16 protein-coding genes and 2 tRNA genes are annotated in these 23,235 nt (G+C 64.5%); 10 read left to right on the top strand and 8 right to left on the bottom strand.

From position 1 onward, the window contains the following. Positions 1–135 precede the first annotated feature (135 nt). From IT775_RS13285 to IT775_RS13265, 5 genes are all read right to left on the bottom strand, one after another. Entirely contained in the window at positions 136–1,413 is a 1,278-nt protein-coding gene (locus IT775_RS13285) for an NAD(P)/FAD-dependent oxidoreductase (RefSeq protein WP_212701601.1), read from the bottom strand. Positions 1,414–1,594: 181 nt separating this feature from the next. Then, positions 1,595–1,669 (bottom strand) — tRNA-Gly (locus tag IT775_RS13280). 51 nt (positions 1,670–1,720) lie between these two features. Beyond that, positions 1,721–1,795 (bottom strand) — tRNA-Gly (locus tag IT775_RS13275). A 97-nt stretch (positions 1,796–1,892) separates the two neighbouring features. Next, complete coding sequence (locus tag IT775_RS13270) at positions 1,893–2,279, bottom strand: MAPEG family protein (RefSeq protein ID WP_212701600.1); 387 nt, start codon at positions 2,277–2,279, stop codon at positions 1,893–1,895. 125 nt (positions 2,280–2,404) lie between these two features. Then, on the bottom strand, positions 2,405–5,845 hold the full coding sequence (locus tag IT775_RS13265) for a pyruvate carboxylase (RefSeq protein WP_212701599.1): 3,441 nt from the start codon (positions 5,843–5,845) through the stop codon (positions 2,405–2,407). A gap of 413 nt (positions 5,846–6,258) precedes the next feature. Between IT775_RS13265 and IT775_RS13260 the strand changes: the two genes are divergently transcribed. Continuing rightward, entirely contained in the window at positions 6,259–6,720 is a 462-nt protein-coding gene (locus tag IT775_RS13260) for a rhodanese-like domain-containing protein (RefSeq protein ID WP_212701598.1), read from the top strand. 12 nt (positions 6,721–6,732) lie between these two features. Here IT775_RS13260 and IT775_RS13255 read toward each other — a convergent pair whose 3' ends face one another. Continuing rightward, positions 6,733–7,863, bottom strand: a complete 1,131-nt coding sequence (locus tag IT775_RS13255; RefSeq protein WP_212701597.1) for an alpha-hydroxy acid oxidase — start codon at positions 7,861–7,863, stop codon at positions 6,733–6,735. A 196-nt stretch (positions 7,864–8,059) separates the two neighbouring features. Between IT775_RS13255 and IT775_RS13250 the strand changes: the two genes are divergently transcribed. Further along, positions 8,060–10,405, top strand: coding sequence for an ATP-dependent helicase (locus tag IT775_RS13250; protein ID WP_212701596.1), 2,346 nt, complete (start codon positions 8,060–8,062; stop codon positions 10,403–10,405). A 617-nt stretch (positions 10,406–11,022) separates the two neighbouring features. Here IT775_RS13250 and IT775_RS13245 read toward each other — a convergent pair. Next, positions 11,023–11,241 carry a DUF1127 domain-containing protein gene (locus IT775_RS13245; protein WP_212701595.1) on the bottom strand — a complete coding sequence of 73 codons (219 nt, stop codon included), beginning with the start codon at positions 11,239–11,241 and terminating at the stop codon, positions 11,023–11,025. 304 nt (positions 11,242–11,545) lie between these two features. On the opposite strand from IT775_RS13245, the gene IT775_RS13240 reads away from it, so the two are divergent. Beyond that, positions 11,546–12,616, top strand: coding sequence for an Mrp/NBP35 family ATP-binding protein (locus IT775_RS13240; protein ID WP_212701594.1), 1,071 nt, complete (start codon positions 11,546–11,548; stop codon positions 12,614–12,616). A 61-nt stretch (positions 12,617–12,677) separates the two neighbouring features. Here IT775_RS13240 and IT775_RS13235 read toward each other — a convergent pair whose 3' ends face one another. Further along, positions 12,678–14,726 (bottom strand): DEAD/DEAH box helicase, encoded by a 2,049-nt coding sequence (locus IT775_RS13235; RefSeq protein WP_212701605.1) that lies wholly within the window; start codon positions 14,724–14,726, stop codon positions 12,678–12,680. Positions 14,727–15,605: 879 nt separating this feature from the next. Between IT775_RS13235 and IT775_RS13230 the strand changes: the two genes are divergently transcribed. The 7 genes from IT775_RS13230 to mraY are packed head-to-tail and all read left to right on the top strand — an operon-like array spanning position 15,606 to position 23,217. Further along, entirely contained in the window at positions 15,606–16,055 is a 450-nt protein-coding gene (locus IT775_RS13230; RefSeq protein WP_218958610.1) for a division/cell wall cluster transcriptional repressor MraZ, read from the top strand. A 1-nt stretch (position 16,056) separates the two neighbouring features. Beyond that, positions 16,057–17,046: a 16S rRNA (cytosine(1402)-N(4))-methyltransferase RsmH gene (rsmH, locus tag IT775_RS13225; RefSeq protein WP_212701592.1), complete on the top strand. Its 990-nt coding sequence runs from the start codon at positions 16,057–16,059 to the stop codon at positions 17,044–17,046. 3 nt (positions 17,047–17,049) lie between these two features. Beyond that, positions 17,050–17,394 (top strand): cell division protein FtsL, encoded by a 345-nt coding sequence (gene ftsL, locus IT775_RS13220; protein ID WP_212701591.1) that lies wholly within the window; start codon positions 17,050–17,052, stop codon positions 17,392–17,394. Next, positions 17,394–19,178, top strand: a complete 1,785-nt coding sequence (locus IT775_RS13215) for a peptidoglycan D,D-transpeptidase FtsI family protein (protein WP_212701590.1) — start codon at positions 17,394–17,396, stop codon at positions 19,176–19,178. The genes ftsL and IT775_RS13215 overlap by 1 nt, the downstream gene beginning before the upstream one ends. 17 nt (positions 19,179–19,195) lie before the next feature. Beyond that, a complete protein-coding gene (locus tag IT775_RS13210) occupies positions 19,196–20,692 on the top strand; it encodes a UDP-N-acetylmuramoyl-L-alanyl-D-glutamate--2,6-diaminopimelate ligase (RefSeq protein WP_212701589.1) in 1,497 nt (498 codons plus the stop codon). Next, positions 20,689–22,131, top strand: coding sequence for a UDP-N-acetylmuramoyl-tripeptide--D-alanyl-D-alanine ligase (locus IT775_RS13205; RefSeq protein WP_212701588.1), 1,443 nt, complete (start codon positions 20,689–20,691; stop codon positions 22,129–22,131). Before IT775_RS13210 ends, IT775_RS13205 begins: the two co-directional genes overlap by 4 nt. A 3-nt stretch (positions 22,132–22,134) precedes the next feature. After that, on the top strand, positions 22,135–23,217 hold the full coding sequence (mraY, locus tag IT775_RS13200; RefSeq protein ID WP_212701587.1) for a phospho-N-acetylmuramoyl-pentapeptide-transferase: 1,083 nt from the start codon (positions 22,135–22,137) through the stop codon (positions 23,215–23,217). The last annotated feature ends 18 nt before the right edge of the window (positions 23,218–23,235 follow it).

Genomic DNA, 23,235 nt, shown 5'->3' with positions numbered 1-23,235 from the left:
CAGGTGCCCGAAGGTCTTCCTCTCCGCAATCGCGCTCGCTGCAACCGTCATCTATTGGCTATGAGTCCTGACCCTAGCATCGCGTCGTGAAAATCTCAAACGAGCAATTGCAAAAAAGTCGGCGATCCGATCGGTTCAAGTGGGCAGCCCGTGAAACAGCGAGGCGCCGAATTCGTACCAGGCCCCCTTGGCGGCGGTGAACCGTTCGGAATAGCCCTCCAGCACCGGGATCGGCAGGGCGTCGGGGCGGTTGTCGAGCAGGGCCTCGGCTGCGGTGGTGCCGAAAACGGTGCCGGGCGAAATGCCCCGGCCGGAATAGCCGAAAATCGCATAGGCCGAGGGGCCGAACGCCACCACCTTGGGGATATGGTCGCCGGTCATCGCGATCCGGCCGCTCCAGCCGTGTTCGAAGGGGATGTTGGCCAGTTCCGGGAACAGGCGGCGCAGCTTGCGGCGGCCCCAGCTGCGGTGCAGCGGCGCGTAGGGCCCGGTGCTGTCGCCCATGCCGCCGACGATCAGACGCCCGGCCTTGTCGATCCGAATCGACGACATCACCAGCGCGGTATCCCAACAGCCTTCGCCGCCGGGCAGGATCTTGTCGCGCAGCGCGGCGGGCAAGGGGGCGGTGGCGAACTGGCTGTAATGCACCGGCACGCAGCGCGGCGCGAAGGGCGAGGTGATATCGCGATGATAGCCGTTGGTCGCCAGCAGCAGGGCCTTGGCGCGGACGGTCCGACCATTGGCGGCGATCTGCCAGTGATCCGGCTGCCGCGACAGCGCCGTGACCGGGGTGTTTTCGAATAGCTGCGCGCCGGCCTGTCCAGCCGCACGCGCCAACCCGCGGCAATAGGCCAGCGGCTGTACCGTGCCCGCGCGCGGGTCGAACAGGGCGCCGTGAAAGGCCTCCGATCCGGTACGGCGAATGGTTTCGGCCCGGTCAAGCAGTTGGATCGGTGCGCCCAACCTCTGGCCCTGGGTGGCGCGGTTCTGCAGGTCGGTCAGGCCGCGGGGCGCATGGGCCAGGTGCAGGGTGCCGTTACGGGTCGCTTCGCAATCGATGCCTTCGCGTTCGATCAGACCGAACACCTTGGCGGGGCCTTCGGACAACTCGGCGATCAGCCGATGCCCGGCGCCTTCGCCCAGCGTCGCGATCACGTCGTCGGGCGGCAACCACAGCCCGGCATTGACCAGCCCCACGTTGCGCCCCGATCCGCCATGCCCGATGGTTTCGGCCTCAAACAGCGCCACGGAGGCGCCGCGCCGCGCCGCCTCCAGCGCCGCCGAGGACCCGGTATAGCCGCCGCCGATCACCGCCAGATCGACGCTGATGTCCTGCTCCAGCGGGTGGCTGTTCACCCGTTCGGCGCTGCTGGCACGCCAGAGGTTGTTTTCTACGATGGCTGAACGGTCCATGCGCGTCCTCGTCAGAATGTTCCGAGCGGGAACAGGCCGTCCCCGTTCCCCGACTGGATACAGATATCACTTTCGCGCAAACAGCAACATCGGATCGCCGGGACGGATCAAGCGTGCCGCAACAGGTTGCTGCAGCGATCAATCGGAGGTGCAAGTGAATGTCAGAGTGCAGGAAAGGGATTGGAGCGGGCGATGAGATTCGAACTCACGACATCAACCTTGGCAAGGTTGCGCTCTACCCCTGAGCTACGCCCGCATCCGGTTCGACAGGTGGGTGCCGGTGTTCCGGCCTGTCTGGGGTCCCAAATGGAGCGGGCGATGAGATTCGAACTCACGACATCAACCTTGGCAAGGTTGCGCTCTACCCCTGAGCTACGCCCGCGTCCTTGGGTGAGGCGTGAGATATAAACTCTCGCCGGAGGCTGCAAGAGGAAAATGAGCGGAACCGGCAAAAAATTCGGTCCCGCCAGGCGCTGCGGTCAGATCAGCGCGTGACCCAGAATGCCGAGGGCGGCAACGGTGATCATGATCAGGGTCAGCAGGATGCCCAGCCGTCGAAACGGAACGATCTGCGGCTGGCGCCCAAAACCGAAAGCATGCAGAATGCGGCCGCCAAGCAACATCGCGCCCAGCACGTGCATCGCCCAGACCGGCGCGCCCTGAAGTTCCGCAATACCCAGCAGCAGGATGCCGATCGGCGCATATTCGGCGCAATTGGCCTGACAGCGGATCGCCTTGACCAGCCCATGATGGCCGCCATCGCCCACCGATACCCGCGCCTTCAAGCGCCAGCGAATGACGTTGACGCTGAGCAGAATGAACAAGAGCGCCAGAAGGCTGGCGTAAATGGCGGTGATGGTAAGCATGAGTGCCTCCTTGTTGCGCGGTTGTGCGCAGATTGACGTCAGGCCCGGTGTTTTCAACACCCTTCAGTGCTGACGTCAGGTCAGGAGGAGGGAAGGCGGGGCGTTCAGAACGCCCCGCCTGGCACTTATTCGAATTCGACCAGCAGGTCCTTGGCGTCGATCTGGCCGCCGGGCTGCACATGGACAGCCTTGACGGTGGCATCGCGTTCGGCGTGGATGCCGGTTTCCATCTTCATCGCCTCGATGGTCAGCAGCAGGTCGCCTTCGGAAACCTTCTGGCCGGCGGTAACGGCGACCGTCGCCACCACGCCGGGCATCGGCGCGCCGATATGGGCCGGGTTTCCGGCTTCGGCCTTGGGCCGGGCGGCGGTGGTGGATTTGACCAGGCGGTTCGGCACCCGGATCACGCGGGGCTGACCGTTGAGTTCGAAGAAGACCTTCACGTCGCCTTCCTCGCTGGTCTCGCCCACCGCCTGCAGCCGGATTTCCAGCGTTTTGCCGGGGTCGATCTCGGCCGAAATCTCCTCGCCCGGTTCCATGCCGTAGAAGAAGGTGCGGGTCGGCAGCGAACGGACGGGGCCGTACATCGCGTGGCGCGCCATGTAATCGGTGAACACCTTGGGATACATCAGGTATCCGTTCAGGTCCTCGTCGTCGATCTCGATCCCGTCGCAGGCGGCGCTGGCTTCGGCGCGCTTGGCCTCCAGGTCGACCGGGTCCAGGTGCTTGCCCGGGCGTTCGGTATTGGGCGCCTCGTCCTTCAGCACCTTCTTGACGATTGTGTCGGGGAAACCGCCCGGCGGCTGGCCCAGGTTGCCGCGCATCATGTCGATCACGCTGTCGGGGAAGGCGACCTCTTTCTCGGGGTCCTCCACATCGGCGCGGCTCAGACCCTGGGACACCATCATCAGCGCCATGTCGCCCACCACCTTGGAGGACGGCGTCACCTTGACGATATCACCGAACATCTGGTTCACGTCGGCATAGGTCTGGGCGACCTCGTGCCAGCGTTCTTCCAGCCCCAACGAGCGCGCCTGCGCCTTGAGGTTGGTGAACTGCCCGCCCGGCATTTCGTGCAGGTAAACCTCCGAGGCCGGGGCCTGCAGGCCGCTCTCGAACGCCACGTATTGCGTCCGCACCTGTTCCCAGTAATTGGAGATCTCGCGGATGCGCGCGATGTCGATGCCGGTGTCGCGGTCGGTGTTGCGCAGCGCCTCGACGATCGAGCCCAGGCAGGCCTGAGACGTGCCGCCCGAGAACGCATCCATCGCCGCGTCCGCCGCATCGACACCCGCGTCGCTTGCCGCCAGGATGGTGGCGCCTGCGATGCCGCTGGTGTCATGGGTGTGGAAATGCACCGGAATGGTCAGTTCGTCCTTCAGCGCCTTGACCAGAGCCCGGGCCGCGGCCGGTTTCAGCAGCCCCGCCATGTCCTTCAGGCCCAGCACATGCGCGCCCGCCGCTTCCAGCTCCTTCGCCATGCCGACATAGTATTTCAGGTCGTACTTGGCGCGGTTCGGGTCGAGGATGTCGCCGGTATAGCAGATCGTGCCCTCGCAGATCTTGCCGCTTTCGATCACTGCATCCATCGCAACGCGCATGTTTTCGACCCAGTTCAGGCTGTCGAAGACGCGGAACACGTCGATCCCGGTCGTCGCGGCCTGGCGGACGAATTCGCGCACCACGTTATCGGGATAGTTGGTATAGCCCACCCCGTTGGAGGCGCGCAGAAGCATCTGGGTCAGCACGTTCGGCATCGCCCAACGCAGATCGCGCAGCCGCTGCCACGGGCATTCCTGCAAGAAGCGATAAGCCACGTCGAAGGTCGCCCCGCCCCAGCATTCGACCGAGAACAGCTGCGGCAGATTGGCGGCATAGGCCGGCGCCACCTTGATCATGTCGATCGAACGCATCCGGGTAGCCAGCAAGGATTGGTGCCCGTCGCGCATGGTGGTGTCGGTCAAGAGCAGCTGTTTCTGCGCCAGCATCCAGTCGGCCACCGCCTTGGCGCCTTTTTCCTCCAGCAGGGTCTTGGTGCCCGGCTGCACCTCGCCGATGGAAACCGGGGGTTTCGGCAGCTTGATATCGGCCGAGGGTTCGGCGCGGCCTTCGGTTTCGGGATGCCCGTTTACGGTGATGTCGGCGATATAGGTCAGAACCTTGGTGCCGCGGTCCTTGCGCTGCTCGAAGTCGAACAGTTCCGGCGTCTCGTCGATGAACTTGGTGGTGTAGGTGTTGTCGAGGAAGGTCGGGTGCTTCAGCAGGTTTTCCACGAAAGCGATATTGGTCGACACGCCGCGGATACGGAATTCGCGCAGCGCCCGGTCCATCCGGTGGATCGCGGCTTCGGGAGTGGGCGCCCATGCGGTGACCTTGACCAAGAGCGAGTCATAGTAACGGGTGATCACGCCGCCGGCGTAAGCCGTGCCGCCGTCAAGCCGGATGCCCATGCCGGTTGCCGAGCGGTACGCGGTGATGCGGCCGTAATCGGGGATGAAGTTGTTCTGCGGGTCCTCGGTGGTGATCCGGGTCTGCAGCGCGTGGCCGTTCAGGGTGATCTGGTCCTGACCGGTCTTGCCGGTGGCCTCGGCCAAAGGCTTACCTTCGGCGATCTTGATCTGGGCCTGCACGATGTCGATGCCGGTGACTTCCTCGGTCACCGTGTGTTCCACCTGAACCCGCGGGTTGACCTCGATGAAGTAGAACTTGCCGCTGTCCATATCCATCAGGAATTCGACCGTACCGGCGCATTCGTAATTCACATGGGCGCAGATTCGGCGGCCCTGCTCGCACAGTTCCTCGCGCTGGTCCTGGCTCAGGTAGGGCGCGGGGGCGCGTTCGACCACCTTCTGATTGCGCCGCTGCACCGAACAGTCGCGTTCCCACAGGTGATAGATCTCACCGTGCTGATCGCCGAGGATCTGAACCTCGACGTGGCGGGCGCGGGTGATCATCTTTTCCAGATACCCCTCGCCGTTGCCGAAGGCGGCTTCTGCCTCGCGCCGGCCCTCCAGCACCTTTTCCTCCAGCTCGTCCTCGGCCAGGATCGGCCGCATGCCGCGGCCGCCGCCGCCCCAGCTGGCCTTCAGCATCAGCGGATAACCGATCTCGGCGGCCTCTTTCTTGATCGCCGCCATGTCATCGCCCAGCACCTCGGTCGCCGGGATCACCGGCACGCCGGCTTCGATCGCCACCTTGCGCGCGCTGGCCTTGTCGCCAAGCGCCCGCATCGTGGCCGCCTTCGGCCCGATGAAGGCGATGCCCGCGGCGGTGCAGGCATCGACGAAATCGGGATTTTCCGACAGGAGCCCGTAACCGGGGTGGATCGCGTCCGCCCCCGACAGCTTCGCCACCCGGATGATTTCATCGATTGACAGGTAGGCCGCCACCGGTCCCATCCCTTCGCCGATCCGGTATGCCTCGTCCGCCTTGAACCGGTGCAGGCCCAGCTTGTCCTCCTCGGCGTAAACCGCGACGGTTTTCTTGCCCAGCTCGTTTGCCGCACGCATGATGCGGATCGCAATCTCGCCTCGGTTCGCTATCAGGATTTTGGTGAAATCGGCCATGGAGGGTCTCCCGGTCTCAAGGTCGTGTACGATACGTACAATTTTCATGCTGCGTTGCAGCGCTCGGTATTGGGCGACATATCGGTTGCATTTTCTGACCAATGTCAAGCGTGTTGCCGGCGGAATAAAATTCCGTTGGCCGTAAAGCAGTTTTTCACTTATTGCATAATGCCGATAGCACCGCCAAATTGCAAAAAATGGCGGCGATTGCTGGCGCCGCCCGGGGGTAAAGATCCGTACGCAATGTGCCAAAATCGTTCGTCGGGTGGGACGGCGCGCAATTGAGCTTGTTTTTCAGGCCCATCCGCTTTTGGAGATTCGAATTAAGGGGGCTGAGCTCTGCCGCTCGCGCCAACGTGATGTGCCTTTGCCGCTGAGGGTGATAAACACATCGGAAATAGGGAAGGCGTAGAATGATTGATCGTCGTGGTTTTGTTCTGGCGCTTGGCGCCTTTTGCGCGGTTCCTGTCATGGGGCATGCCGAACAGGGTATTCTGACGCCGAAGGAAGCCCTTGATGGGATCAAGGCAGGCAACCTTCTGCTGGTGGATATCCGGACACCGGAAGAATGGCAGCAGACCGGGGTGGCCGAAGGTGCATGGCCCATCGACATGCGTCGTAAGGATTTTGGGCCGATCCTGCTTGCTTTGCTGGAACGGAATCCGTCGCACCGCGTGGCCGTGATCTGCCGGACCGGCAACCGCAGCGGATACCTGGTCGATGTGCTGCGGAAAAACGGGATAAATGATGTGCTCGACGTGCCCGAAGGCATGGTGGGCGGTCGCAACGGTCAGGGCTGGATCAAGGCCGGACTGCCTATCGTCTCGGCGCGGGACGCCCTGTCGGGCATCCCGAGCGATTTGACGGTCGACTAGGGGCGGGCGGGTTCAGGCCAGCCGCGACGGCAAATCGCGCAGCTTCCCGATGCCCATTTGGCCCAGATTGGATAGCAGATCCTTTGTCAGTAGGTCGATCAGGTGCTCGGGGCCCTTTTCTCCAAGCGCGCCGAGCGCATAGTGCCAGGCCCGCCCCATCATCACGAAATCGGCGCCGAGTGCCAGCGCCCGGCAAATGTCCAGGCCGCCCTCGATGCCGCTGTCGAAAATCACCGGCAGGCGCGTTTCGGCGCGGATCGCCGGCAGAACCTCGATGGAGGAGGGGGCCGCGTCGAACTGGCGCCCGGCATGGTTCGACACCCAGATCGCGTCGACCCCGGCGGCCTCCAGCGGTTTCACGTCGCGCGCATCCAGCACGCCCTTGACCACCAACGGCCCGTCCCAGCCGTCGCGCAGCGCCTTCAGGTAATCCCAGTCCGGCGAGGTGCGCAGCAGGTAACCGGCATGTTCCGTCGACCCCAGCCCGGTGACGTTCTCGGCATAGCTGTCGATCAGCCGCATCCGCGGCATGCCGGTGCGGGCGGTGCTAAGCGCCCATGCGGGACAGCGCGCCACCTGCATCAGCAGGCGCGGCGTCAGCCGCGGCGGGCTGGTCAGCCCCGACCGGACCTGCCGTTCGCGGCGGCTGGCCACCGGAACGTCGACCGTCAGAACCAGGGTGGAAAATCCCGCGTCGCGGGCGCGTTTCAACATGTCGGCGCGGATATCGGGGGAGCGCGGCGGATAGACCTGGAACCAGCCATTGCCATCAAGGCAATCGCCCACGTCTTCGGGGGCGCGACTGGCCACGGTCGACAATCCGTAAGGAATTCCGTGCCGCGTCGCCGCCTGCGCCAAAAGCCGCTCCGCCTGCGGCCAGAACAGCCCCGACATCCCCACCGGGCTGACCCCGAAGGGCAACGGCAGGTTTTTCCCGAACAGGTCCACCGACAGGTCCGGTTCCATTTCGCCATGCAGGATCGAGGGCATCAGCACCACCTCGTCCAGCTTGGCGCGGTTGCGTGCCTGTGCGGCCTCTACTCCGGTGGCACTGTCGAGGTATTCGAACACGAACCAGGGCATCCGCCGCCGGGCGCGGGCCTTCAGGTCGCTGATCGCGGGGTATTTCCGATGCAAATCCATGCCCGCATTAGCAATCGGTGGCGGGGATTTGTCCAGATATCCAATCTTCTTCTGTTCAAAAAATATCCCGGGGGTGAATGGGCCAACGGCCCAGAGGGGGCAGCGCCCCCATGTCCGCTGCGGCGGAGAGAAAAGCTGAAGAACAGAATAAGAACGTCTCTTTATCTCGTCCGTCACCCGCGCTAGATTGGCGGGTATGAGCAGTTTCGACGAAAATGACGCCTTCGAAGGCGCCTCGCTGTCGGCCCGCGCCATGGCGGCGCGGCCGGCGCCCTATCTGGATGAACTGAACCCGGCGCAGCGCGCCGCGGTCGAGGCGCTGGATGGTCCCGTCCTGATGCTGGCGGGCGCCGGCACGGGCAAGACCAAGGCGCTGACCGCGCGGATCGTGCACTTGCTCAACACCGGCCGGGCGCAACCGAACGAGATCCTCTCGGTCACCTTCACCAACAAGGCAGCGCGGGAAATGAAGGAGCGCGTCGGTCGGATGCTGGGCCAGGCGGTCGAGGGCATGCCGTGGCTCGGCACCTTCCACGCGATCTGCGTCAAGCTGTTGCGCCGTCATGCCGAGTTGGTGGGGTTGAAGTCGAACTTCACCATTCTGGACACCGACGACCAGATCAGGCTGCTGAAACAGCTGATCGCGGCCAACAATATCGACGACAAGCGCTGGCCCGCGCGGCAACTGGCCGGGATCATCGATCACTGGAAAAACCGCGCCTGGACGCCGGAAAACGTGCCGGGGGCCGAGGCCGGGGCATTCAATGGCCGCGGGATCGAGCTTTACACCCAGTACCAGACCCGGTTGCGCGAATTGAACGCCACCGATTTCGGCGACCTGCTGCTGCACATGGTGACGATCTTCCAGCAGCACGACGACGTGCTGGCGCAATACCGCCGCTGGTTCAAATACATCCTTGTCGACGAATATCAGGATACCAACGTGGCCCAATACCTGTGGCTGCGGCTGCTGGCGGGCGGGCACAAGAATATCTGCTGCGTCGGAGACGACGATCAGTCTATCTATGGCTGGCGCGGTGCAGAAGTGGGCAATATCCTGCGGTTCGAAAAGGATTTTCCCGGCGCGCAGGTGGTTCGGCTGGAGCAGAATTACCGGTCGACCCCGCATATCCTGGCCGCCGCTTCGAACGTGATTTCGGGCAATGAGGGGCGTTTGGGCAAAACGCTCTGGACCGAATCCGAACATGGCGAAAAGGTTCGCCTGATCGGCCATTGGGACGGCGAGGAAGAAGCCCGCTGGATCGGCGAGGAGATCGAGGCGATGCAAAGCGGTACACGCGGCATGCGCCCGTTCGATCTGGATGATATCGCGATTCTGGTCCGTGCCTCGCATCAGATGCGCGCCTTCGAGGATCGCTTCCTGACCATCGGCTTGCCCTATCGCGTCATCGGCGGGCCGCGCTTTTACGAGCGGATGGAGATTCGCGACGCGATGGCCTATTTCCGCGTCGTGGTCAGCCCCACCGACGATCTGGCCTTCGAGCGGATCGTGAACACCCCCAAGCGCGGCCTTGGCGACAAGGCGCAGCAGAAAATCCAGATGGCGGCGCGGTCCAACGGTGTTCCGCTGGTCGAAGGCGCGCGAATCCTGCTCGACGAAAAGGGCCTCGGCGGCAAGGGCGCCAAGGAACTGGCCCTGCTGATCGACGGCATCGACCGTTGGGGCCGGATGGCGGGCGATCCCGATCTCACCCACATGGAACTGGCCGAGATCATCCTCGACGAATCCGGCTACACCGCCATGTGGCAGAACGACAAGACGCCGGAGGCACCGGGCCGTCTGGAAAACTTAAAGGAACTGGTCAAGGCGCTGGAACAGTTCGAAAACCTTGCTGGCTTCCTCGAACACGTGGCGCTGATCATGGACAATGACAAGGGCGATGACGGCGCCAAGGTGTCGATCATGACCCTGCACGCGGCCAAGGGGCTGGAATTCCCCGCCGTGTTCCTGCCGGGCTGGGAAGACGGGCTGTTCCCGTCGCAACGCTCGATGGACGAAACCGGCCTCAAGGGGCTGGAGGAAGAACGCCGCCTCGCCTATGTCGGCATCACGAGGGCCGAGGAGATTTGCACCATTTCCTTCGCCGGCAACCGCCGCGTCTTCGGCCAGTGGCAATCGCAACTGCCGTCGCGCTTCATTGATGAGTTGCCCGAGGAACATGTCGAGGTGCTGACCCCGCCGGGGCTCTATGGTGGCGGCTACGGCGCGGCGGCGCCGGTGCAGTCGGGCATCGAAACCCGCGCGTCGGAGGCCAATGTCTACAACTCGCCGGGCTGGAAACGGATGCAATCGCGCAGTTCCGCCCGCCCGGTCAGCCAGCCGCGTGAAACCCGCAACACGGTAATCGATCTTGACGCGGTCAGCGCCCACACGGTCGGCGAACGGGTGTTTCACCAAAAGTTCGGCTATGGCGCGATTATCGGGATCGAGGGCGACAAGCTCGAGGTCGATTTCGAAAAGGCCGGGGTGAAAAAGGTGGTGGCGCGGTTCGTGACCGGCGCCGACGACGTGCCGTTTTGACGGTGGTTTGAAACGGCGCGCATAGTCTGTGCCCAGAAATCCCGTACCGGTTGCCGGGCGCCATGCTCGGCGCCGCGGCCGGGCATTGTTCCGCTACATCGTGTGACCATCCCGGACACCGCGATCAGGGGACCCTTTGATGAGGGCCCGACACGGCAGTGGACCCTTGTGTCCGGGCAGGGCCGGCGCGTTCAGCTATCCAAAGTGATTGTCGCGCCCGAAACAGGGTGACGGAAAATAAAAAACGGCGGCGCCAAGGGAGGAGGGGCGCCGCCGTCTTTGTACCGGCGACCCAAGGGAGGAGGGGGCCGCGGTATTCGGTGCAAGAAGCGGTGACCCAAAGGGAGGAGAAGAAGGATCACCGCTCTTGGCAACGATCGGGATCCAGGGAGGAGGAGGGATCCCGTCGAATATGTATGTCAGGCGCGGCGATCCCCAGGGAGGAGGAGGGGGGACCGCCGCTCTTGACAACGCAACCTCGGGGAGGAGGAGAGAGGTTGCGCATCTCTTTGGGCTGATCAGGCCCGAATTTGGTGCGGCGACATCAGGGAGGAGGAGGATGTCACCGCCATTTCACAGAAGCGCAGGGAGGAGGAGAGCGCTTCTGATCCGTGAAATCAGTTCTCGCCGTAGGCGTGTTCGTAGGCCACCGAGCGCAGCTGCGAGCGGCACAGGCCGAGATCGCGCAGTTCGCGGTCACCCAGGCTTGCCAGTTCGTTCAGCGTCTCGCGGTAGGCTTTGTAGCGGGCGTAGCGCACGCCCACTTCGGTGAAGAAGGCGGCGATGCGATCGGCAATACCACCGTTATGGGCGCGGATATCGGATGCAGTAGCCATTGTCGTATCTTTCCGTTTGAGGCAGCCTGTGAAGGCGCGTTTCGTTTTGTTGTGCCATATCTGGTCCTTTTGCTGCGCTTGCACAACGCCCGATGCTGCAATGCAGCTATGCAGGAAATGCATACGCAATACTGACCTATTCTCAAGGTGCCGAAAATTTTGACCAATCGGTAAGCACAAGGCACTTTGTCGCTGCTGCTTTCGCAGGGTAATTGCGGGAAACTGGCATGTGGGGGCTTGCGCCCGGGGCTTGTATCCGCCGCAAAACCGCCCTCTAGTGCGACGAATCGTTAAGGAGATGGGCATGGCAATCACGCGGGAAAAAATAGAATCGGCACTGGAACAGATCGAGCTGCCGGATGGCGGCACCTTGGTGTCGCGCGACATGCTGCGGGCGCTGAGCATCGAGAACGACACGGTTCGTTTCGTCATCGAGGCGCCTGATCCCGACGCGGCCCGGGCGATGGAGCCGCTGCGCGCCGCCGCCGAACGCTGCGTGGCGTCGCTTGACGGCGTGTCGTCGGTCACCGTGGCGCTGACCGCTCATGGCCCGGCGCCGCAGAAGCCGGCGCCAAGCCTGAAAGTCGGCGGCCATCCCAAGCCGCAGGCCGAACCGCTGAAACCGGCCGGTGTCGACCGGATCCTCGTGGTCGGGTCCGGCAAGGGCGGGGTGGGCAAATCCACCGTGTCGTCGAACCTCGCCGTGGCGCTGGCAAAACAGGGCCGCAAGGTGGGGCTGCTGGACGCTGACATATACGGGCCATCGCAGCCCCGGATGATGGGCGTCAGCAAGCGCCCCGCCAGCCCCGACGGCAAGACCATCGAACCGCTGCATGCGCATGGTGTTACCCTGATGTCGATCGGGCTGATGCTGGACCCCGACAAGGCGGTGATCTGGCGCGGTCCGATGCTGATGGGGGCGCTGCAGCAGATGCTGGGGCAGGTGAACTGGGGCGAACTGGACGTGCTGATCGTCGATCTGCCGCCGGGCACCGGCGACGTGCAGCTGACCCTGTGTCAGCGCGCGGTGCTGACCGGGGCGATCATCGTGTCGACGCCGCAGGACGTGGCGCTGCTGGACGCACGCAAGGCGATCGACATGTTCAATACGCTGAAGACGCCGATCCTCGGGCTGGTGGAAAACATGTCCAGCTTCCATTGTCCCGAATGCGGCCACGAGGCGCATATCTTCGGTCATGGCGGTGTCGCAACCGAGGCCGAAAAGCTGGGCGTGCCCTTGCTGGCGCAATTGCCGATCGATCTAGATACCCGGCTTGCCGGTGATGGCGGCACGCCGGTCGCGGCCGGGGAAGGGGCGATGGCCGATGCCTATGCCCGTCTGGCCGACCGGTTAGTCAAGGGCGGCATGGCGTAAGCTGCTCTGCCGCTCCGGCAGCGTGGAAAGGAAAAAGGCGGCCCGGTGAGGCCGCCTTTTGTTATTTCTGCCGCCGGGGCATCGCGTCGGGTCCGCGACCGGGGGCCGCGCTGCGGCGCTTGGGCTTGCCTTTGCCCATGCGGGCGGAGGGATCGCTTGCCCCTTTCTTGAAGGTCGACGCGCGGGCGGCCGGTTTGGCGCCGCCCTCCGGCTTGCCGGGCTTGCCGCCGGGTTTTCCCTTGTGGGCCGGTTTGCCCTTGTGGGCGGGTTTGTCCTTGTAGGCGGGTTTCTCCCCTCCTGCCGGCTTGTCCCATTTCTTCTTGGCGCGCGGCTTGTCGGCGACGTCGCGGTCATCGGCCTTGGCGCGGGGTTTGCGCGGGGCATGCACCTCGTCGTCGCGCTTTTTATACGACTCGTCGCGCTTCTTGTAAGGCTTGTCACGCGGACCTTTGCCTTCAGGCTTGTCCCAGACCCGCTTGGCACGCGCACCCGGCTTCGGCGCGGCGCGCGCGGGCAGGTCGGGGGCGCTGTCCAGCGGGATCACCCGGATGCCCTGTTCCAGGACCGCTTCGGCGCCGATCTTGTCCAGGAAGCGTTCCCGCGCGGGGGCCTTCATTTCGACGAAGGTTTCCTTGTCCTGGATGCGGATCGCGCCGATATCGTCCTTGCCGATTTCGCCGGCGCGGCACAGCATCGGCAGCAGCCAGCGGGCTTCGGCGCGGTCGGACTGCCCGATGGTCAGTCCGATCCAGGCCGAGGGGCCGAACGGCACGCGTTCGCGCTTTTCCGTTTTCTCCGGCACCGACAGGTCTTCGGGCGCGGAATGGCGGGTCTCGTAGATCGCCAGATAGGCCTTGGCCAGTTGTTCCGGGCTGAAGGTTTCGGTCAGGGTCTGGATGAAATCCTGCAGCGCCTCGGGAGCGGGATCGGTCCAGACCGGATCGGCCAGCATCCGTTCGCGGTCCTTTGCGCGCACGTCATCGGCCGAGGGCGGCGGGCCCCACTCGGCCTTGACCTTGGCAAAGCGCAACAGCCGGTCGGCCTTCTTGTGGCTGCGATGGGTGACGATCAGCGCCGACACGCCCTTGCGCCCGGCGCGGCCCGTCCGGCCCGAGCGGTGCAGCAGGGTTTCCGAACCGGTCGGCAATTCGGCATGCACCACCAGGTCGAGCTTCGGCAGGTCGATGCCGCGCGCCGCCACGTCGGTCGCCACGCAAACCCGGGCGCGGCCGTCGCGCATCGACTGCAATGCGTGGCTGCGTTCGCTCTGGCTCAGTTCGCCCGACAGCGCCACCACCTGGAAGCCGCGGTTCGATAGTCGCGCGGTCAGCCGGTTCACCATCGCGCGGGTGTTGCAGAACACGATGGCGTTTTCCGCATCATAGTAACGCAGCGCGTTGATCACCGCGCCCTCGGTCGCTTCGGGCTGGGCGGTGAAGGCGCGGTATTCGATATCGCTGTGCTGCGGCGTGGCCGAGGTGGTTTTCACCCGCTCGGCATCGTCGCGCATGAAATTTTTCGACAGCCGTTCGATTTCGCGCGGGACGGTGGCGGAAAACATCAGCGTGCGGCGGGTGTCGGGCGCGGTGCCGAGGATGAATTCCAGATCCTCGGCAAAGCCCAGATCCAGCATTTCGTCGGCTTCGTCCAGCACCACGGCGCGGATTGCCGACAGGTCGATGCTGTTGCGCTGAATATGGTCGCGCAGCCGGCCCGGGGTGCCGACCACGATATGCGCGCCGCGTTCCAGTGCCCGCTTTTCGGTGCGCATGTCCATGCCGCCGACGCAGGAGGCCAGTGTCGCGCCGGTGCCGGCATAAAGCCATTCGAATTCGCGCCGCACCTGCAGTGCCAGTTCCCGCGTCGGCGCGATGATCAGCGCCAGCGGTGCCGCCGCGAAGGGCAGGCGGTCAGTGTCCTGCAGCAGGGTCGGCGCCAGCGCCAGCCCGAAGCCCACGGTTTTGCCCGATCCGGTCTGCGCCGACACCAGCAGGTCGCTTTCGGCCAGGTCGGGGCGGATCATTTCCTGTTGCACAGGGGTCAGCGTGTCATAGCCGCGCGTGGCCAGCGCCTCGGCCAGCGCCGCAGGAATGTCAGAGGGAAGCGTCATGTCGGAATAGATGTCCTTGGCGGTGGCGACAGTCCCGAAGGGCCGGAAAAGGGCGGGCCGCATGAATAAGCCGTGCGACCTATCCGGTTTTGCGGCGAAAGAGAAGCGGAAACTTCAGCGGCCTTGAGTATAGGCGGTTTTCGGGGCGATCGGGGTGAAATTCCCGTTCTGCGGCCGCCTCTGGGAAATCATGGGAAAGGAGTGTGTCGGCCGGTCCGGCAGGGGCGGTGGGTTGGGGTTTGGTGGGTGCGCGCACGCATCTGCATCGGGAATTTCCGGGTAAATCCTGGGGGCTTTCATGCGGAACTGTCCCGAATGGCATGGATGCGAGGGGTATGCTAAAAATTTTTTGGGACTTTATGGGAGCGTCGGTCGCTGCCGGAAGTCGTCTAGATATTGTGGTTGGCGCGATTGGTGATTCTATAAGTGCCAAATTATGGCCATAATTCAACGCTTTCCCTGACCGGTATATTGCTGTTAAAACCGTGAATCGCCGAGTCGCGGGGAAAATTCCTATTGATTTCCATGAATTCCCATGGCATCTCTAGTTCACACGATGAGGGCGGGAACAATAAGGGGCAACAAGACCCCGCGAAAATCCCAAGTCAGGTTTCATACAGGCACTCGCTTTCATCGAGATAGAGAGATCCGGCGCGCGAGCGAGCAGACATCCCCCCAGGTGGCGCGCGCAGCTGGACACCCCGCAAGGCGGGACGAGGGCGGCGGATTGGGCAGTGGCAGCAGCTCAATCCGCCGTTTCGTTTTCGGAACCTTGCGGTCGGCGCCAACAAGCCTGGGCGGGCAACAAAGGGACGGGCCAAGACAGTGGGTCTGAGTTTCAGAGGCGAGTTCAGCCAGAAGGTTGACGGCAAGGGTCGGATGTCGATCCCTGCTGCTTTTCGCCGTGTGCTCGAAGACGGCGACCCGGACTTCCCGCAAAATCCCAATCCGCGCATGGTCGTTCTTTACGGTCCGCATCTGAAGGGCTGTCTGCACGCCTACACGATCGAGGCGATGGCCGAGATCGAAGCAGACATCAAGGCCTTGCCGCGCGGATCGAAACAGCGCCAGGTCGCCAGCCGGATGATCCTTGGCAAGTCGCTGGAAACCGAGATTGACCGTGACGGCCGCATCGTTCTGCCGAAGGAACGGCGCGAACAGATCGGGCTGGAAGGCGAGGCTGTAATGGTCGCGATGGGCGATTACTTCGAGATCTGGAACGCCGATACCTATGCCGCCGAGGAAGCCGCCGAAATCGACGATTTCCTCGCCGGGCAGGACGATGATTTCGATCCGTTGACGCTGCTGGATGGTGTGGAGGGGGCTTGATATGACCGACACGGTCCCGAGCTCCGGCAACGCCCCGCATATTCCCGTATTGCTGCGCCCGCTGATCAAGGCGGTGTCGCCGGTTTCCGGTATCTGGCTTGACGGCACCTTCGGCGCCGGCGGCTATACCCGCGCATTGCTGGAGGCGGGCGCCGACAAGGTGATCGGCGTCGACCGCGATCCGCTCGCCTTTGAAATGGCCGCGCCCTGGGCTGGTCAGTACGGCGATCGCCTGGAACTCGTCCAGGGGGTGTTTTCACGGCTTGATGAATACGGTTCCGACCTTGATGGCGTGGTTCTGGACCTCGGGGTCAGCTCGATGCAGCTCGACATGGCCGAACGCGGCTTTTCCTTCATGAAGGATGGCCCGCTCGACATGCGGATGAGTCAGGAAGGGCGCTCCGCCGCCGATATCGTCAACGAGGCGAGTGAAAGCGATCTGGCCGATATCCTGTTCCATTACGGCGAAGAACGCGCCAGCCGCCGCATCGCCAAGGCGATCCTGCGCGAACGCGCCATCGAGCCGATCACCACCACCCTGCGCCTGGCCGGGATCATCGAAGGCTGCCTGCCGCGCTCCAAGCCTGGGCAGTCGCATCCCGCGACGCGTTCCTTCCAGGCGCTGCGCATCGCGGTGAACGACGAATATGGCGAATTGATCGGCGGGCTTGAAGCCGCCGAACGGGCGTTGAAACCAGGTGGGCAGCTGGCCGTCGTCACCTTCCATTCGATCGAGGACCGGATGGTGAAGCGGTTCTTCCAGCAGCGATCGGGCGGCGGTGGCCGCGGCAGCCGTTACGCGCCGGAACAACAGGAAGTCGCGGCACAGTTCATCCTGAAAAGCCGCAAGGCCATTGGTCCGGACGATCAGGAACTGGAAGAAAATCCGCGCTCGCGCAGCGCAAAGCTGCGGGTGGGTATTCGCACCGATGCTCCGGCGGGGCCCTGCGACCGAAAGGGGCTGGGCATGCCGATGCTGAAGGGGAAGTGAGCAATGCGTAGCTTTTTCTATATCGTGACCGCCCTGTCCGTGATCGGGCTGGCCTTCTGGGCCTATCAGGAAAACTACAAGACCCAGGCGGCGCTGGACCGGACCGAAGGCCTGCAGGCCCAGATCGGCCGCACCCGGTCGCGTCTGGCGATGCTCAGGGCCGAATGGGCCTATCTCAACCGTCCCGACCGGCTGCGCGAACTGGCCGAGATCAATTTCGACCGGCTGGGGCTGCTGCCGTTGGCGCCGGAACAGTTCGGCAAAGCCGATCAGGTCGCCTATCCGGTGCAGACCTCGAACTTCGTCATCACCGATCCGGTGGACGTGTCGTCGCGCGGGGGGCTGTGATGATCCGGACCCCGCTGCGCCCGCTGGCCCGCATCCTCGAAGCCCGCCAGAAGGGCGAAAACCCCGACGCGATCGAGCGAGAAAATATCCGGTTGCGGCACGAGGAAATGCGCGACCGCGCCCGGCAGCGCGCCGAAGGCCGCCTGCTGGTGCTGGGGCTGTTTTTCCTTTGTGCCTTTTCGGCGGTGGGCGGGCGCATGGCGATGTTGTCGGCGTCCGAACCGTCCGAGCCGCGCGCCAGCGCCGCCGGCGCCGCCATCGTGGCGCAACGCGCCGATATCGTCGACCGGCAGGGACGTATCTTGGCCACCAACCTGGAAACCTATTCGCTTTACGCCCAGCCGCCGCAGATGATCGACCCGGAACATGCCGCCACCGAACTGGCGCGCATCTTCCCTGACCTAGAGCGTGAAAAGCTGCTGAAAGACTTCACCGGGAAGCGCAAATTCCTGTGGATTCGCAAGAAGTTGAGCCCTGAACAGAAACAGGCGGTGCATGATATCGGCGATCCCGGCCTGATGTTCGGCCCGCGCGAAATGCGGCTTTATCCAAACGGGCGGCTCGCTGCCCATGTGCTGGGCGGGGCCGGGTTCGGGCGCGAAGGCGTACACGCCGCCGAGGTGATCGGCGTCGCCGGGGTCGAGCGCCGTTTCGATGGCATGCTGCGTGACCCGTCCAACGAGGGCAAGGCGCTTAAACTGTCGCTGGATCTGTCGGTGCAGGCGGCAGCGGAGCAGGTGCTTTACGGCGGCATGAAGCTGATGAATGCCAAGGGCGCTGCAGCGGTTCTGATGGATGTGCATACCGGCGAAATCCTGTCGCTGGTGTCATTGCCCGATTTCGATCCCAACGACCGGCCGCGCCCGCCGACCCAGGGTCATGCCGCGGACAGCCCGCTGTTCAACCGCGCTGTGCAGGGGGTCTACGAACTGGGATCGACCTTCAAGATCTTCGCGGCGGCGCAGGCGATGGAACTGGGCCTGGCCCGCCCCGACAGCGTGATCGACACCCGTGGTCCGCTGCGTTGGGGCAAATTCCGGATCCGCGATTACCATTATTACGGCAAGGAAATGAGCCTGACCAAGGTCATCGTGAAGTCGTCCAATATCGGCAGCGCCAGGGTGGCGCAGGAAATCGGTGTGGAGCGGCAGAAGGATTTCCTGCGCCGTCTTGGCTTTTTCGAGGCCACCCCGGTGGAACTGACCGAGGCGGGCGGCGGCGTGCCGCTGTTGCCGCCGAATTGGTCGGAACTGTCGACGATGACGATTTCCTACGGGCATGGCCTGTCGGCGACGCCGATGCATTTGGCCGCCGCATACGCCGTCATTGCCAATGGCGGCACCAGTGTCAAACCGACCCTGCTGAAGCAGGACGCGGCGCAACTGGGTCCCCGGGTGATGTCATCCCAGACCGCCCGCGCCGCGCGTCAGATGCTGCGCAAGGTGGTCACCGAGGGCACCGCCAGCTTCGGCGATGTGCCGGGTTATGCGGTGGCCGGAAAAACCGGCACCGCCGACAAGCCCAAGGAAAACGGCGGCGGATATTACGAAGACCGGGTGATCGCGAATTTCGCCTCGATGTTCCCGGCGCATGATCCGCAATATGTCCTGGTGGTGACGCTGGACGAACCGTCCGAGAACTCCGGCGACAAACCGCGCCGCACCGCGGGCTGGACCGCCGTGCCGGTTGCCGCCGAAATGATCCGCCGCGTCGCGCCGCTGTTGGGCCTGCGCCCCGAGATTGAACCCGCCACCCTTGCTGATATAACCCTGACATCGAACTAAGCCGGGAAAGGCGCAAGATGGCAGAGCAGGGCAACACACAGGGAAAGTCGCTGGGTGAACTGGGGCTGACCGCCCAGGGCGGGCGCAATCCGTTCATTGCCGGGCTGGCGGTGGACAGCCGCGAGGTGCGCAAGGGGTATCTGTTTGCGGCATTGCCGGGGACCAAGGTCCACGGCGCAAGTTTCATCGAAACCGCGCTGGAAATGGGGGCCGACGCCATCCTGACCGATGCAGAGGGCGCGCGGATCGCCAGCGGTGCCCTGTCGCGCAGCGACGCCGCCCTGATCGTGGCCGAGGATCCGCGCCAGACGCTGGCCTATTCCGCCGCCTTGTGGTTCGGGGCACAGCCCGCCACCATGGTCGCCGTCACCGGCACCAACGGCAAAACCTCGGTCGCCACCTTCGCGCGGCAGATCTGGACGGAACTGGGCTTTGACGCGGTCAACCTGGGCACCACCGGAGTCGAAGGCGCCTACCGGGCGCCGCTGCATCATACCACGCCGGAACCGATCACCCTGCACCGGATGCTGGCCGCCTGCGCCGATGCAGGCATCACCCATGCCGCGATGGAGGCCTCGAGCCACGGGCTGGCGCAACGGCGACTGGACGGGGTTCACCTGAAGGCGGCGGGGTTCACCAATTTCACCCAGGATCACCTCGACTACCACGCCTCGTTCGACGATTATTTCCGCGCCAAGGCGGGGCTGTTCACCCGGGTTCTGCCCGAGGACGGCGTCGCGGTCGTCAATATCGACGATCCGCGCGGTCAGGATATCGCCGGACTGGCCATCGAACGCGGCCAAAGGGTGATCCGCGTCGGGCGCTTGCCGCTGGCCGACCTGCAACTGCAGGGGCAGCGCTTCGATGCTACGTCGCAGGAAATCCGCTTTGGCTTCAATGGCATATCGCATCTTGTCCGGCTGCCATTAATCGGCGGCTTCCAGGCGGAAAACGTGCTGCTGGCCGCCGGACTGGTGATCGGTGCGGGAGCCAATGCCGAGCGGGTGTTCGAAACCCTGCCGCATTTGGGCACGGTGCGCGGCCGGATGCAGCTGGCCGCGACGCGGGCCAACGGCGCGGCCGTGTTCGTGGATTATGCCCATACGCCCGACGCGGTGAAAACCGCTCTGAAGGCGCTGCGCCCGCATGTGATGGGGCGGCTGGTGGCGGTGGTGGGCGCGGGCGGCGACCGCGACCGGACCAAGCGGCCGTTGATGGGTCAGGCGGCGGCGGAAAACGCCGATCTTGTGATCGTGACCGACGACAACCCGCGCAGCGAAGACCCCGCCGCGATCCGACAGGACGTGATGATGGGCTGCCCCGAGGCGCTTGAGGTCGGCGACCGGGCCGAGGCGATCCTGCGCGGCGTCGATGCGCTTGGGCCGGGCGACGCGTTGCTGATCGCCGGTAAGGGCCACGAAAGCGGCCAGGTGGTGGGCGACGTGGTCTATCCCTTCGACGATGCAGAACAGGCCAGCGTCGCAGTCTCGGCGCTGGACGGAGGCATGGCATGACCCTGTGGACCGCGAGCGAGGCCGCCCGGGCCACCGGCGGACGCGCGACCACCGACTGGCAGGCCGACGGCGTGTCGATCGACACCCGCACGTTGCGGCCCGGCGACCTGTTCGTCGCCCTGAAGGCGGCGCGGGACGGGCATGACTTCGTGGCGCAGGCACTGGAACAGGGCGCGGCGGCGGCCTTGGTAACCCACCGGCCCGACGGCGTGGCGCAGGACGCGCCCTTGCTGATCGTGCCGGATGTTCTGAAAGCGCTGGAGGACATGGGCCGCGCCGCCCGCGCCCGCACCAAGGCCAGGATCGTCGCTGTCACCGGGTCGGTCGGCAAGACCTCGACCAAGGAAATGCTGCGCATCGTGCTGGGCGGGCAGGGCAAGACCCACGCCGCCGAGGCCAGTTACAACAACCACTGGGGGGTGCCGCTGACCTTGGCGCGGATGCCGCGCGACACCGATTTCGCGGTGATTGAGATCGGCATGAACCACCCCGGTGAAATTTCCCCGCTGGCGCGCATGGCGCGCCCGCATGTGGCGATGATCACCACCGTCGCCGCCGCCCATCTGGAAGCCTTCGAAGATATCGACGGCATCGCACGCGAAAAAGCGGCGATTTTCGACGGGCTGGAACCGGGCGGGACGGCCGTCACCAACGGCGATCTGGACACCGCGCCGATCCTCGAGGCAGCGGCGCGGGCGCGCGGGGCGCGACTGATCACCTTTGGCGAAGGCAGGCGCAACCATCACCGCCTGACCAAGATCCAGCTGGTAGATGACGTCACCGTCGCCGAGGGCCGCCGCTGGCGCAGCCCGGTCCTGTTCAAGATCATGGCCGCTGGGCGGCATTTCGCGGTCAACGCGATGGGGGTTCTGGCGGTGATCCACGCGCTGCGGCTGGATACGACGATGGCCGCCTCCGACATCGCCCGGTGGCAGCCGCCGGCGGGGCGTGGCATCCGCGAACGCATACGGCTTGATCCGGCGGTTGAGGAACAGGCGATCGACCTGATCGACGACGCCTTCAACGCCAATCCGACCTCGATGGCGGCGGCGCTGGAAGTGCTGGCCGCGGCCCATCCCCGGGACGGTATCGGACGCGTCAGCAAGGGCCGCCGCGTGGCGATCCTGGGCGACATGCTGGAACTGGGCGAGGACGAGAACCAGATGCACGAGGATCTGGCCGAGCTGCCTTTCCTTGCCGATATTGACGTGATCCACTGCGTCGGGCCGCGCATGCGCATGCTCTGGGAACGGCTTCCGGCCGGGCGGCGCGGCGACTGGACCGAAACCGCTGGCAAGATGGTCGAACGGACGCATCGGCTGGTCGATGCCGGCGATGTTGTGCTGGTGAAGGGGTCGAAGGGATCGAAAGTCTCCAAGGTTGTTGACGCGATCCGAAAACTGGGCCATGCCGCGCCCTCATCTGAACAAGGGGCGTAACATATGCTTTTCTGGTTGACCGAGCTTTCGGACGGTGGCGACTTCTTCAACCTGTTTCGCTACATCACCTTCCGCTCGGGCGGCGCTTTCATGACCGCGCTGATCTTCGGCTTCATCTTCGGGCGGCCGCTGATCAACGTGCTGCGCAAGCGTCAGGGCAAGGGCCAGCCGATCCGCGACGACGGCCCCGAGGGGCATTTCGTCAAGGCCGGCACGCCGACGATGGGCGGGCTCTTGATCGTGGGGGCGCTGATGACCTCGACGATCCTGTGGGCGCGGCTCGACAATCCCTTCGTCTGGCTGGTGCTGTTCGTCACCCTGGCCTTCGGGCTGATCGGGTTTGCCGACGATTACGCCAAGGTCAGCAAGCAGAATACCAAGGGTGTGCCGGGCAAGCTGCGGCTGCTCTTGGGCTTCGCGATCGCCGGCATCGCCGGGTACTGGGCCACGGTTTACCATCCCGAGGCACTGCAATACCGGCTGGCGCTGCCGGTGTTCAAGGATACGCTGATCAATCTGGGGCTGATCTTTATCCCGTTCGCGATGATCGTGGTCGTGGGCGCTGCCAACGCGGTGAACCTGACCGACGGTCTCGACGGGCTGGCGATCATGCCGGTGATGATCGCCGCAACCGCCCTGGGCATCATCGCCTATGCGGTGGGCCGGGTCGACTTCACCGAATATCTGGACGTGCACTACGTGCCCGGCACCGGTGAGATCCTGGTCTTTGTCGCCGGTCTGGTCGGTGGGGGGCTGGGCTTCCTGTGGTACAACGCGCCGCCGGCGGCCGTCTTCATGGGGGACACCGGGTCGCTGGCCCTGGGCGGGGCGCTCGGTGCGATCGCGGTGGCGACCAAGCACGAAATCGTTCTGGCCATCGTCGGCGGCTTGTTCGTGGTCGAGGCGCTGAGCGTGATCATTCAGGTCCTGTATTTCAAGCGCACAGGCAAGCGGGTGTTCCTGATGGCGCCGATCCATCACCATTACGAGAAAAAGGGCTGGGCCGAGCCGCAGATCGTGATCCGGTTCTGGATCATCGCGCTGATCCTGGCGATGATCGGGCTGGCGACGCTGAAGGTGCGCTGAGGCGGCTGTTTGGCTGTG

It is taken from the genome of Thalassovita aquimarina (genome assembly GCF_018219815.1).
In the GTDB taxonomy this organism is placed as follows: Bacteria; Pseudomonadota; Alphaproteobacteria; order Rhodobacterales; family Rhodobacteraceae; genus Thalassobius; species Thalassobius aquimarinus.
The sequence above is the reverse complement of the archived record's forward strand: the minus strand, read 5'-3'. Positions and strand labels throughout refer to the sequence as shown.

What these genes read in the sequence shown, in the direction of transcription:
- IT775_RS13245 (WP_212701595.1), bottom strand. Translation starts at nt 11,241, where the DNA reads ATGGCTACTGCATCCGATATCCGCGCCCATAACGGTGGTATTGCCGAT.
- IT775_RS13285 (WP_212701601.1), bottom strand. Translation starts at nt 1,413, where the DNA reads ATGGACCGTTCAGCCATCGTAGAAAACAACCTCTGGCGTGCCAGCAGC.
- ftsL (WP_212701591.1), top strand. Translation starts at nt 17,050, where the DNA reads ATGCGTAGCTTTTTCTATATCGTGACCGCCCTGTCCGTGATCGGGCTG.
- IT775_RS13270 (WP_212701600.1), bottom strand. Translation starts at nt 2,279, where the DNA reads ATGCTTACCATCACCGCCATTTACGCCAGCCTTCTGGCGCTCTTGTTC.
- IT775_RS13235 (WP_212701605.1), bottom strand. Translation starts at nt 14,726, where the DNA reads ATGACGCTTCCCTCTGACATTCCTGCGGCGCTGGCCGAGGCGCTGGCC.
- IT775_RS13205 (WP_212701588.1), top strand. Translation starts at nt 20,689, where the DNA reads ATGACCCTGTGGACCGCGAGCGAGGCCGCCCGGGCCACCGGCGGACGC.
- IT775_RS13255 (WP_212701597.1), bottom strand. Translation starts at nt 7,863, where the DNA reads ATGGATTTGCATCGGAAATACCCCGCGATCAGCGACCTGAAGGCCCGC.
- mraY (WP_212701587.1), top strand. Translation starts at nt 22,135, where the DNA reads ATGCTTTTCTGGTTGACCGAGCTTTCGGACGGTGGCGACTTCTTCAAC.
- rsmH (WP_212701592.1), top strand. Translation starts at nt 16,057, where the DNA reads ATGACCGACACGGTCCCGAGCTCCGGCAACGCCCCGCATATTCCCGTA.
- IT775_RS13260 (WP_212701598.1), top strand. Translation starts at nt 6,259, where the DNA reads ATGATTGATCGTCGTGGTTTTGTTCTGGCGCTTGGCGCCTTTTGCGCG.
- IT775_RS13210 (WP_212701589.1), top strand. Translation starts at nt 19,196, where the DNA reads ATGGCAGAGCAGGGCAACACACAGGGAAAGTCGCTGGGTGAACTGGGG.
- IT775_RS13240 (WP_212701594.1), top strand. Translation starts at nt 11,546, where the DNA reads ATGGCAATCACGCGGGAAAAAATAGAATCGGCACTGGAACAGATCGAG.
- IT775_RS13230 (WP_218958610.1), top strand. Translation starts at nt 15,606, where the DNA reads ATGTCGATCCCTGCTGCTTTTCGCCGTGTGCTCGAAGACGGCGACCCG.
- IT775_RS13215 (WP_212701590.1), top strand. Translation starts at nt 17,394, where the DNA reads ATGATCCGGACCCCGCTGCGCCCGCTGGCCCGCATCCTCGAAGCCCGC.
- IT775_RS13250 (WP_212701596.1), top strand. Translation starts at nt 8,060, where the DNA reads ATGAGCAGTTTCGACGAAAATGACGCCTTCGAAGGCGCCTCGCTGTCG.
- IT775_RS13265 (WP_212701599.1), bottom strand. Translation starts at nt 5,845, where the DNA reads ATGGCCGATTTCACCAAAATCCTGATAGCGAACCGAGGCGAGATTGCG.